Consider the following 11,850-nt stretch of genomic DNA (forward strand, 5'->3'; position numbering starts at 1 on the left):
CATAAAATCTGTTTAAAATATAAATAATCCTCATCAAGTAGTTACTACTTCATGAGGATTATCTAAAATATTCTACTTTCTAATCATCTTAACTGCTTGAATCAAAATCGTTGGAATCAGAGCCAAGCCAGCAAGCCACATTACTTCTTGCCCAGTTAACGGAGTAACTGCAAACAAGCTATGTAACGCCGGTACAAACAAAATCAAGGCTAACAAAATTGTTCCGACAGCAAATGCTGCTAAACTGTACCAGTTATTTTTGAAACCGATCTTGAAGATACTGTGTTGTGAACGACAATTGAAGCCATGTAAAAGCCGAGCAAATGTCAATGTTGAGAACGCCATCGTCGTTGCAACTGCAGGACTATCTTTTAGTCCGATCAAAAAGGCAGCAATTACACTAATCGAAATCAACAAACCTTGAATAGTAATTTGACTCACAAAGGCTTTGTCCAAAATACCAGCCTTAGGATCACGTGGCTTACGTTTCAAAATGTCTGGATCACCTGGCTCCATCCCAATTGCAAGAGCTGGAAGTGAATCAGTTACTAAGTTAATGAAAAGCAATTGAACCGCTACAAATGGCACTGGTAAGCCAGCAAGTGAAGCAAATAAAACAGTGATAATCGCAGAAAGGTTACCTGATAACAAGTAGCCAATAGCGTTTTTAATATTTTCATAAACTGTTCTACCGTTAGCAACAGCTTTGATAATTGTGGCAAAATTATCATCGGCCAAAATCATGCTGGCAGCATCTTTAGATACTTCAGTACCAGTAATCCCCATCGCGACACCAACATCGGCCTTCTTCAAGGCTGGTGCATCGTTAACACCGTCACCGGTCATTGATACGATACGATCTTTTCTCTGCCATGCATTAACAATTCTGATCTTGTTTTCAGGCGATACACGAGCATAAACCGAAATCTTCTCAATGTTTTGATCAAGTTCTTCATCGCTCAAAGCATCTAATTCAAGGCCAGTTAAAGCCATGTCACCTTCATTGAAAATACCAATTTTCTTAGCAATTGCAACGGCAGTCACCTTATGGTCACCAGTAATCATCACAGTCCTAATCCCGGCTTCCTTAGCACGAGCAACTGCAGCTACACTTTCTTCACGTGGTGGATCCATTTCTGAAACAAGGCCAATAAAAGTTAAGCCATCTTCTGCTTCAGTAGAAAGCTCTTCATCACTTTCTTTATAAGCAAAAGCCAAAACACGCAAACCATTTTCTGAAAAGTAATTGTTTTGTGCCAAAATTTCTTTACGATCTTCTTCAGTCATTGGACGAATTTCATCGCCGAAACGAATATTGACACAGCGTTTCAAGAGCACATCAATTGCACCTTTAACAAAAATAGTTGGTACAGTATGAATCAAATGCTTAGTACTCATCAGCTTACGATCTGAGTCAAATGGTACTTCTTCCAGACGCTTAGAATGTTCGCGTAATTCTTGTTCTGATAAGCCTAAAACACCATTACCTAAGTCAATTCCGGGCACTTGGCGGTACATCTCAAGTAAAGCCGACTCAGTTGGATCGCCAATTGCTTTGCCCTTTGACAGACTAGAGTCATTATTAAGTACTACATCATACAACAAGTAGCGGTGAAGTTGATTACTCAAATCCAGCTCATTTGGCTTTAAAACTTTACCACCAATATAGATGTCCTCAACAGTCATCTTATTTTGAGTTAACGTACCAGTCTTATCTGAACAAATTACTGATACAGACCCTAAAGATTCTACGGCTGCCAAGTTTTTAATAATAGCATTTTCTTTAGCCATTTTTTGCGTACCCATTGCTTGCACAATAGTTACGATAGAACTCAAAGCTTCAGGAATTGCAGCAACAGCTAAAGCTACTGCAAATAGCAGTGAATCAAGCAGCGGTTGACCACGCCACATTTGAATACCAAAGATCACAGCACACAAGATTAAAATAGCAGTAGCCAATCGTGATGAAAACTGGTCAAGTGATACTTGCAGCGGAGTGCGACGTTCCTTAGTTTCATTCATCAAGGAAGCAATCTTACCAATTTCAGTCTGCATCCCCGTTGCCGTTACCACAACCGTAGCACGCCCATAAGTTACTAAGGAACTGGAGTAAACCATGTTAACCCGATCAGCCAGCGGCACTTCTTTTTCAAAATCAGTGTCCAACTTGTCAACATTAGTCGATTCACCAGTTAATGAACTTTCGTTGACTTGCAGAGAATAATTTTCTAAAATTCGACCATCTGCAGTAACTAAGTCACCTGCTTCTAACAAAAGAATGTCGCCAGGTACCAAGTCCTTGGCCTCAATCTCCATTTTTTGGCCATTACGCAAAACTTTAGCCGTTGGCGCAGATAATGACTTTAGCGATTCTAGCGACTTTTCCGCCTTAACATGTTGTACCGTACCCAAAATCGCATTCAGAATCAATACAACAATAATTACCAACGTACTTTCCAGACTGCCCGTAAAAGCAGAAATTATTGCCGCGATAATTAGGATGATCACCATTAAGTCTTTAAATTGTTCTAAAAAGACCTGAAAAGTACTTTTCTTCTTTCCTTCAACTAAAGCATTTGGACCAACTTGAGCTAATTTCTCTTGAGCCTCTTTAGCGCTCAGCCCCTGCTTTAAATCGGTATTTAACTCTTTAGCTATCTCGTCTTTTTTCTGACGATAGTATTCCATGTAAAGCCCTCCCTAAACATAAGAGCAATTTAAGCAAAAAAATAGAGACTACTGGCTAAAACACTGTTTAGTCAATAGTCTCATCATTTAAACTTACAGCGGAAAATAAATTTCGTTCTGACGCCGTAAATACAATTTATGCCGATTACTCCCTATTTACTTGTACATAATTAAACCATATCAAGTAGGTAGTTGGCAAGCTATTTTAACTTTCTTTTATGAAGTTTTCTAATTGTTCATCGGTAAAATCAGAACCGTAATTTTGTTCAAGGAGATGCATGATCTCTTGCTTGGTATTACCAACTCTTTTAAGTGAAGAAACTAAAATTTTGACGCCTCGTTTAAGTCCCTCTTCTTTACTTTCCTCACGTCCTTTTATCAAGCCTTCCTCACGTGCATCTTGTTCACGCTCCAGTATTTTCTCTTCGTAGTCCATGATATAATCACTCCATTTCGAGCAATAAGATAATCATTTGTACTTCTTATCTTTCAATAATCCGTTAGCAATATCGGCCGAACTAACTGGTACACCGACTAAACGCTCATTTTGCCACAAATCAAAAAAATCAGCTGGCATCATTTGATCAAATTCATCATCTGAATTCATTAAATCCTTATAAACACGTGACTTCTCAAATAAATTTAGAGCCTGCTTAGGATAAATGTTTAATCTCTTAGCAATTAAGTCGCTAATTGCTTCAGCTAGTTGCTGATGAAATTGCTTTTCACTAATTTCGGGAATCATCTAACCAACTCCTTATCTATGAACGTTAAAGCTTTGAGAGCTCTTTCTGTCTTGAAACAATACTGCTCCGAATAAACACTCGGTTTTAATTTTAGCAGAGCCTCATCTAAATCTAGATTACCATGTTTCCAGCAATTAACAACAGAAAAAAGTTTACCATCTGCTGTTGGGCCAATGACGATATCAGAATTATCTTTTATATTATTCATTCTATTTTGAATGACAAACTTAATCCAATCAATATCTGCTTGGTAAACTAATATTTTCAAGTCGGGTTGATCAGCATCGAATACATATCTATTTAATGTCGGTTGACCTGAATATCTAGCCTTACGCTTTGCCCATTTTTCTGCTTGTCTACGATTAGCAGTCACATAAAAGCCATTACCAAAATCAGTTGTAAAAACATTTTTATTTATACGAGGCTGATAAACAGCCTGATTGCTTCCATGATACAAAATGACTTTGGTATTGCTTTTCATGAATCGTGATGTATGCGTATTTTCCATTGCGCACCTCTTTCATAAATAGTAGGACAAAATTATCCTCCACTATTTATTACGCAAAAAAGCACGATTTTTTTGTGAGAAATTAAAATAAAAAAAGAAAATGCCTGAGAATTATATCCCAGACATTCAACAATTTATGGCTCTTTCTCATTTCTTTTCCTTCACAATATAAATTGGTCGTTCTTTAACTTGTAAATAGATTTTGCCAATATAACGTCCAATAATTCCGATACACAAAAGCTGCAAACCGCCAATCAATAAAATAATTGAAATTGTGCTGGCCCAGCCCAAAATACTTGAACCAGGAACTATTAGTTTACGAACAATCACAACCAGGAGACCAATAATTGACAAAATGAATGAAGTTGTCCCAATCCAAACAGCTAAGTTAAGCGGTGCTTGAGAAAAATCAGCAATCCCGCCCAACGCATATTTGAATAATTTGTGAGTCGTCCAATCAGTTTCACCAGCTACGCGCTCGACATTGTGGTACTCAAGATACTTAGTCTTAAAACCAACCCAAGCAAAAATACCTTTAGAAAAGCGGCTGTATTCTTTCATTGATAAAACTGCGTTAACCATCTGCCTGGTCATCATGCGATAGTCGCGTACGCCTGAAACAATTTCCACTTTAGAAATGCGATTAATCACCTTATAAAATTGATTGCTCAAGAAAGACTTAAACTTACCTTCCCCTTTACGATCTACTCGTCTGCAGCCAACTGCATCATAGTCACCAGTCTGCAAAATTTTATACATTTTTGGTAAAAGTGAAGGCGGATCTTGCAAATCTACATCCATTAAGACAATATAATCTCCCGTTACAGCTGATAGGCCCGCATAGATAGCGGATTCCTTACCAAAGTTACGAGAAAAAGAAATATAGTGAACATGTTTGTCCTGCTCATGCAATTTTTTCAATTCGGTCAGTGTGTTATCATTGGAGCCATCATCTACAAACCAATATTCGGGCGTCACTTTGGGCATTTTAGCTAATACTTTTTGCACTGCTGGATAAAAAAGTGGAATTGTTTCTTGTTCATTAAAACAAGGAACCACAATTGATAATTTTTCCATTAGATTTCTTCTTTCTTAGCTTTTCTAAAAGTAACTACTTTATTAATTACAAATTGAATTAAGGTTGCTACAAAAGTTGCTACTATTTTAACGATTAAGTGCGGATAACCCAATTTAGTAACGAAAATAAATAGGGAAACCGTAGTAAATACCGTGGTAATCTGACCAACGATAAAATAAGAAATAAATCTTAATATCATGCGATCATGAACTTTAAAGTTAGTATAAGAATTCCATAAAAAGTTATTGATGATCCCGCAGGTAGACGAAATAATGTTAGCTATTTCAACATTCATCTTGAAATGCGTCAAAATTGTATAAATTCCAAAATCAACGACTAGCCCTAATACGCCAATTAGAACATACTTTACTAATTGAACAAAATCTTCTGAATAGATTGCTGTTTTGATTTTTTCCATAATTATTCCTAATAAAAAATCCAGACAAGAGGTCCTGGATTTCAACATATTTAACTAATATGGTCTTAATTATATCATTGTTTTTAAGCTCTACGTTTTCATTATTAAAGTTAAAACTTTAAATAGAAAAATACCCTCATTTAGAATTTCTAAATAAGGAATTATTGCCATTAATTTCGATGTTTTAATTTTGTTTCAAGAAGTTCTCTAATTGTTCATCAGTAAAATCAGAGCCGTACTTCTGTTTAAGCCGTTGAAGAATTCTCTGATTATTCTCACCGTAATCTCGCATTATGGTAATCAAATTGTGAATCCCGTATACTATGCCTTCTTTGAAGCCTTCTTCTTTACCTTCCTCACGCCCTTTTATCAAGCCTTCCTCACGCGCGTCTTGTTCTCGCTCCAGTATTTTCTCTTCGTAATCCATGATATAATCACTCCATTCCGGATCTTCATTGAATTCTTTGATCTTTGCCATCACTTTATTATATCTTCCAACTTCAATTCCAGATATTCTCCCCGCTTTAAGTTAGCAGGCAAGGTTAACTTTCCCATCGAAATTCGCTCTAGCTCAACGACTTTCATCCCTACCGCACCAAACATACGCTTGATCTGGTGATATTTACCTTCACGAATTTTAATTTCAGTTGTAGACCTATTGTGCTCTTCATCCTGGGATAATATCTTCAATTCTGCTGGCTGCAGTTTGGTCCCATCGCCTAGCGTCATCCCTGAAGCAAATGTTTTCACAGTCGCGTCATTAGCTATACCGGCAATTCCGGCACGATAAACTTTATCAACATGCTTACCAGGTGCAAGCAATTCATGATTCAGTTGACCATCATTCGTCAAAAGCAGCAAGCCAGTAGTATCCTTGTCCAAACGGCCAACTGGCACGATTCCTTGATAACGGTCCTGCGGTGCAAGCAAGGAAATCACTGTTGGCTGACTGCGGTCTTCCGTCGCTGACAAAACACCTTTAGGTTTATTCAATAAGAAATAATGATATTTTTGATAAGCAACAGCATCTCCGTTAACAGTGACCTGATCGCTTTCTTTAACTTGCTGCTTTGGCGTTTTAACAATCACATCATTAACCGCAACAATTCCTTTTTTAATTAATTGGTGTACTTCTTTTCGTGAGCCAACATTCATATTGGCCAAATATTTATCTATGCGCATTATGTTTTTCTTTCGTTCTTATGTGTTGATTAATATTAATTATATAAGAAAGTTAACCCAATTTCGAATTGCGACATTAATCAAAAACGGTCGATTTTGTTTTCGACCGTTTTTACGCGCGTTTTGCGCGCGATTATTCTAGAAATTAATTTAATTCAATGCCGCCTAATTTACGCAAATCAGCAAACTTAGTGTGAGCATACTTCTTTGCAAGCTGTGGACTGCGCCACATAATATCATGCAAACCGCCACCTGTTCCAATTATTAATAAAACAGGCTGACCTTTTTCTTGATGGAGAGCATATACTGTCTTTTCACCAGCATTTTGACACCAACCTGCTGTATAAATGCCACTAAAGCCATTAATGTTAGTCATATTAGCTGCCGCAATGTGCATTGTTTTATTCTGGATATCACGATTTTGTCTTTGCTTCTCACTAAAATTAGCAGATTGATGATGAAGCTCAGTCTTTTCACCATCCGCGACCATACTATGCGCCGTTAATTCTACTTTAGAATCACTGCTGTACCAAACACCGCGATAACTTGCTGGAACTGTGAAAATACCAGCATCCCCAGGAATATCAGACTTATTAGTCTTTGTATCATCAGATTTAGATTCATCAGCATCACTCGCATTACTTGACGAAGAGCCATCAATCGTTACCTTCTTTTGCAAGCGACTAATTTCTGAATCAGAATTTAACTTATTCAAAAATTGAACAATTTCCTCAACTGTAGCAGCACCAAGATAATGTCCTCCCTGATACAAAAAGATTTTCTGGCTGCTACCATCACCTTGCAAAGTATAATGCGTTTGCAAATCTTTTCCAGCATTCACTTCATAAATATAACCTTGACCGCGATAATTTGAACTATCGTCTCGCTTGATCAAAGACACATTTAAGCTACTATGTTCAGCATTTTGCAATGTACTTTGCCATGCACCGCGATATTTATTAGCCGCATACACAGTAATCAAGGCTACATTTTCTTGAGGACTGATATCATTAGCTGACAAAGTTCCTTTAGCCTTATGTTTATGCGTAAGAGTAATTGTATTCTTAGTGATCCGAATCTTATTGTAGACGCTCTTCTTATCACGACTGACCCAAGTTCCGCGCATCTTGCTAGGCATATTGTAGACACCTAAATTGCCCCAAGCGGCTTCTACCTTTTGCGTAGTTGCTATCACTGGTACAATTACTAAAAATAACGCTACTAATGACATTGCTTTTCGAGCTGAGGCTTTTCAATATTTATTCTAAGGTATCTTCAATCAGTGAAACATACCCACTCTTTCTTAAAACATCAACTACTTTATCAGCTGTTGCATGATCATTATTAAATAGAGCTTCATAATACGTTCCTAAAACACTATTAATACCAATCGCACCATCTATTGGAAGCTCGCGCAAGAATTGAACTGCACTTTCAGCATATTCCTTATTAGCGTGCTTATGATAGCAACAATTCAAGAAATTCACTGCAATCATAGCTACAAATTGCAGTGTAAAAGTATCAGTATCTGGTCTTTTTCTATATGCTCTAAAAGCCGAGTTAACTAACTGATATGCATCATCAATGTCTAAGAAAATCACTGCTTGACTCAAATAATGGTAAGCCGTTCTATTCCAGTTTTCATCAACTATGATAGCTTTAACTTTTTTCCTCAATTGTGGATCGATCTGATCACCAGAATTAAGTACCCAAGCATAAGCATTCTCAAGTCTAAATTGTAGCCAAAAACTCGGCTTCTCTTTTCTGCTCTTGATTTCTCTCGCAATTTTATCAAGCTTATCTAAATCCCTGTTATTCTGTGCAAAACTGATTTGATTCATTAAATCAAAATCCGGCTCTTTCTTAGACATCTGATTGCTAATTCTACTAAAAAAACTTCCCACATCTATGTGATGTGAAATTAAGATATTCAACAATAAATTAGTATCTATTTGGTGAACATCACGTTCAACTTTTGAATAAAAAGACTCCGAAATAATACCATTTGCCATTTGCTCTTGCGTTAGGCCTCTGTGCAAACGAGCCTGCTTAAGTGCTTCTCCAATAGTCACTTTTTTACCCTCCACTTTATAATTCAAACCATTTCCTATAGAGTATCATTCTACCACTCAACTACCGATAGTGTTTTTATATAAGATTGATATCCACTCTTATTCAACAAATTTTCAATTTGGTTTGCAAGTGCAATATCATTATCTGCCAACGCAACATAATATTTCACAATTAACTTATGAAAACTAATCGCAAAGCTATCAGGAATTTGCTTTACAAAGGCACCTAGTATCTGAATCCTATTTAGACTATTTTCACGAAAACAGCGATCCATGTAATTAATGATTAGATTCAATAATGAAACTAACATATCATCATTTGTTAAGTCTAATTCAGTTACATTGTCTAAAATATAATCTATAAATGCACTTAATTCATTAAAATTATAGACATAGGTTGAAATCGCTAAATTCCAGAAATTCTTTTCATTTTGTAGATCAACTTTTTGGCAACCATTTATAATCTCTTTTTTGAATTTTTCAGGTATTTCATAGACTTGATGGTTCAAAGTGGCTAACATCAAGTTGATTTTTAATAATTCAATCGTATCCTTATTATTTAAATTCTTTTTGATTGTTCTTAGTTGATTAATATTACGATTATTAAAAGCCGTATAAATCTGCTTTTCTAACTTAATCTTTGATAAGTTTTCCTCATCAAACTCTTCAAAAAAGTCATAAAGCGAGATATTATGCGCATTCAAAAGGGCTAAAAGCTTATTGATACTAAGCTCATTTTTATCGTGTTCGATTTTAGAATAAAATGATTCGCTAATAATTCCCGCACACATTTGTGACTGACTTAAATTTAATAATTGCCGCATCTTCTTAAGTTGACATCCAATTGTCATTCATTCTCACCACTTTCCGCTTATATCCTAAATAAACATGAGAATAAATGCTTGAAATCTTCTGTATGGAAGATTTTTTATGATGCGCCAAATCAAAAAGACCATCTGCATTAATTCACAGATGGTCTTTTTAAACTTTTCTTTTACTTTTTCTAAAAGTAAGAAAATTATTAAGCTCATTATTTTATTGCAAATATGAAGATTCTATTTTCAAATAATTTATTTGACTCTACTATGGATTTGTTCAGCAAGATTACTTGAACTAGAAAGTGTGATATAAATGGAAACTGAATATATAGTTTACACAGATGGTGCTGATCGCCATAAGGATGCCTTTCACATTGGTGCCTGGTGTACTTACATTAAAAGTACAGAAGACACACGCACATTCTCAGGCATAGTACGAAATAGTAAGAAGTTCGATGTAACGAATAATCGAATGGAACTGCTTGCGATTGTTCAAGCTGTGCGTATGTGTCATGAAGACAGTAAGATCACATTGTATTCTGATAGTGAATACAGTGTTGGAGTACTTTCTGGAAAGAAACATGCACATGTAAATACTGACTTAATCAAAGAGTACAATAAGATTGTCAGTGATAAAAAGCTTCATGTTCACTTTGAGTATATCCCGCGCGAACAAAATGATTTTGTAGATCACGTTATGAGATACATGCTTGACCACAACAAAGAAGCTAAAGAACACGGTGCTATTGAAGAATAATTAAAAATAAACCTGGGTCTATACTCAGGTTTATTTTTATATACAATTTACTAAGAAGGCAATATATGCAACATGCCACTTTGCTTCTATTATTTCAAGCACTTGATGAATCTTTAAATGAAAAAACTAATTCTGATACTGAAATAGCTATAACACGTTTTATTCAAGGTATTAGCGAACTACCTGTTAAAGCGGATTTCAAAAATGGACTTACTGAAATAAATATACTTATGAGAGCATATCACTGGGCTGCCGAGCATGGTAAAAATGAAACATATGATATTGCATTACGCTGTTATACCCAGTACAGAATAGTTAACTCCAATTCTCTAAAGGATTTATACCGCTGAAATACATTTTCTAACTTTAAGCGTGCAAATATGAAGATTCTATTTACTTATCTTTCCTATCACCTTACGATTTCCTTATTAATAATTATTAAAAACGAGGTAAATCAAAATGTTTAAAAATAAATTTATTAAGTTATTAACTGCAGCTACATTTGCAGTTGTTGGTATTAGCAGCATCAATACTATGTCACACGTTTCAACTGTTCAAGCTAGTGCATTCCACTATTTAAGAAAAGATCATAAATTTGTTACACTTGGACTAGGCCAAAATTTACCGGTAAGAGAATATTCTCATGGTAAATTAATTCAAAAAGATGATCCATCTAATGAAGATACCTATTGTGATTTCAATGTATTAAAAACACATGGCTGGAAATATATCAATGGCCAAAAATATTACAATGTACCAAATCAAAAAACATTAGATGCAACAAGTGCATACATCAATGCAAAGTACTTTACTAAGAAATACAATGATTTATCATATGAACAAATCTATACTGTAATAAAAGATTTTTCACCACGTAACGGTGATATGCAAGCTTCAAAAACTAATTTAACACTTACTAAAGGCGCTAACATTGAAGTTGATATGTATTCAAAGGATGACGACATTGTAAGCATGAGCTCACCAATTGATGCAAAGCACGGCCTTAAAGGACTTGTAGATGATGGTAGCTACAAGGATTCATTTTGGCTTAAGATGACTCAATCACAATTTAGAAACAATTGTAGAAAAGCAGCACCAAATGCTAAATTTGTATTTAATGAAGACGGAGATTACGAAACCAACGCAAGTTTAGCTCGCGGCGGCATTTACCACAAAGGCCACTTCTACAAGGTTTACACTCGTTAATTAATTATAATTTGTCCCCATTTCAGAGGGAATTGCTCTTGGCAACAACATCAACTTAGCCAATTTTGTCCCGCTCGAGGTTCTCGAGACGGGAGTTATTCCGAAGGTGGTAACAACCAAGCTACGAACATTACAATTTGTCCCTCACTTCAGAGGGAGTTTCTCTTGGTTAGCAATCGGAAAAAACATCAACTTAGCCGCATTTGTCCCACTCGAGGTTCTCGAGGCGGGAGTTATTCGATGGGCGGAAACAACCAAAGATCCAATATTGTATTTGTCCCCATTCCCAGGGGAGTTTTGTTCAAAACTAGTTAATGTTATTCTAAGTGTATAATTTTTTGCGGTAAGTTGAATAAATAATTAAAAAGCTCAAGTCC

At 35.8% G+C, this 11,850-nt stretch carries 14 protein-coding genes; 3 read left to right on the plus strand and 11 right to left on the minus strand.

Annotated features, from left to right (window positions below; all coding sequences use genetic code 11):
- Positions 1-72 precede the first annotated feature (72 nt).
- The 11 genes from CP366_RS02690 to CP366_RS02740 all read right to left on the minus strand — a co-directional run bounded on the left by CP366_RS02690 (position 73) and on the right by CP366_RS02740 (position 9,543).
- On the minus strand, positions 73-2,688 hold the full coding sequence (locus CP366_RS02690) for a cation-translocating P-type ATPase (protein WP_089147660.1): 2,616 nt from the start codon (positions 2,686-2,688) through the stop codon (positions 73-75).
- A 205-nt stretch (positions 2,689-2,893) separates the two neighbouring features.
- Positions 2,894-3,124 (minus strand): hypothetical protein, encoded by a 231-nt coding sequence (locus CP366_RS02695; RefSeq protein ID WP_089147661.1) that lies wholly within the window; start codon positions 3,122-3,124, stop codon positions 2,894-2,896.
- A gap of 33 nt (positions 3,125-3,157) precedes the next feature.
- The gene (locus CP366_RS02700) at positions 3,158-3,433 is read right to left on the minus strand and encodes a hypothetical protein (protein ID WP_005718809.1); all 276 of its coding nucleotides are present in this window, start codon (positions 3,431-3,433) and stop codon (positions 3,158-3,160) included.
- Positions 3,430-3,942, minus strand: a complete 513-nt coding sequence (locus CP366_RS02705) for a DUF3990 domain-containing protein (protein ID WP_089147662.1) — start codon at positions 3,940-3,942, stop codon at positions 3,430-3,432. The genes CP366_RS02700 and CP366_RS02705 overlap by 4 nt, the downstream gene beginning before the upstream one ends.
- 147 nt (positions 3,943-4,089) lie before the next feature.
- The gene (locus CP366_RS02710; protein WP_089146695.1) at positions 4,090-5,019 is read right to left on the minus strand and encodes a glycosyltransferase family 2 protein; all 930 of its coding nucleotides are present in this window, start codon (positions 5,017-5,019) and stop codon (positions 4,090-4,092) included.
- Positions 5,019-5,438, minus strand: a complete 420-nt coding sequence (locus CP366_RS02715) for a GtrA family protein (protein WP_005718806.1) — start codon at positions 5,436-5,438, stop codon at positions 5,019-5,021. The genes CP366_RS02710 and CP366_RS02715 overlap by 1 nt, the downstream gene beginning before the upstream one ends.
- A 184-nt stretch (positions 5,439-5,622) precedes the next feature.
- The gene (locus tag CP366_RS02720; RefSeq protein ID WP_223845443.1) at positions 5,623-5,916 is read right to left on the minus strand and encodes a hypothetical protein; all 294 of its coding nucleotides are present in this window, start codon (positions 5,914-5,916) and stop codon (positions 5,623-5,625) included.
- Positions 5,916-6,620 (minus strand): pseudouridine synthase, encoded by a 705-nt coding sequence (locus tag CP366_RS02725; RefSeq protein ID WP_089147663.1) that lies wholly within the window; start codon positions 6,618-6,620, stop codon positions 5,916-5,918. Before CP366_RS02725 ends, CP366_RS02720 begins: the two co-directional genes overlap by 1 nt.
- 145 nt (positions 6,621-6,765) lie before the next feature.
- The gene (locus CP366_RS02730) at positions 6,766-7,851 is read right to left on the minus strand and encodes a hypothetical protein (protein ID WP_233197961.1); all 1,086 of its coding nucleotides are present in this window, start codon (positions 7,849-7,851) and stop codon (positions 6,766-6,768) included.
- Between the two features lie 28 nt (positions 7,852-7,879).
- Positions 7,880-8,692: a helix-turn-helix domain-containing protein gene (locus CP366_RS02735; protein ID WP_089147664.1), complete on the minus strand. Its 813-nt coding sequence runs from the start codon at positions 8,690-8,692 to the stop codon at positions 7,880-7,882.
- Positions 8,693-8,742: 50 nt separating this feature from the next.
- Positions 8,743-9,543, minus strand: coding sequence for a helix-turn-helix domain-containing protein (locus CP366_RS02740; RefSeq protein WP_089147665.1), 801 nt, complete (start codon positions 9,541-9,543; stop codon positions 8,743-8,745).
- A gap of 280 nt (positions 9,544-9,823) precedes the next feature.
- Here CP366_RS02740 and CP366_RS02745 point away from each other — a divergent pair, with 280 nt between their 5' ends.
- The 3 genes from CP366_RS02745 (at position 9,824) to CP366_RS02755 (ending at position 11,473) form a co-directional block, all read left to right on the plus strand.
- Positions 9,824-10,267 carry an RNase H family protein gene (locus CP366_RS02745; RefSeq protein ID WP_089147666.1) on the plus strand — a complete coding sequence of 148 codons (444 nt, stop codon included), beginning with the start codon at positions 9,824-9,826 and terminating at the stop codon, positions 10,265-10,267.
- A 65-nt stretch (positions 10,268-10,332) separates the two neighbouring features.
- Positions 10,333-10,617: a hypothetical protein gene (locus CP366_RS02750; RefSeq protein WP_023488091.1), complete on the plus strand. Its 285-nt coding sequence runs from the start codon at positions 10,333-10,335 to the stop codon at positions 10,615-10,617.
- A 109-nt stretch (positions 10,618-10,726) separates the two neighbouring features.
- Entirely contained in the window at positions 10,727-11,473 is a 747-nt protein-coding gene (locus CP366_RS02755; RefSeq protein WP_089147667.1) for a hypothetical protein, read from the plus strand.
- The last annotated feature ends 377 nt before the right edge of the window (positions 11,474-11,850 follow it).

This window comes from Lactobacillus sp. UMNPBX15, from assembly GCF_002553785.1.
GTDB lineage: Bacteria > Bacillota > Bacilli > Lactobacillales > Lactobacillaceae > Lactobacillus > Lactobacillus crispatus.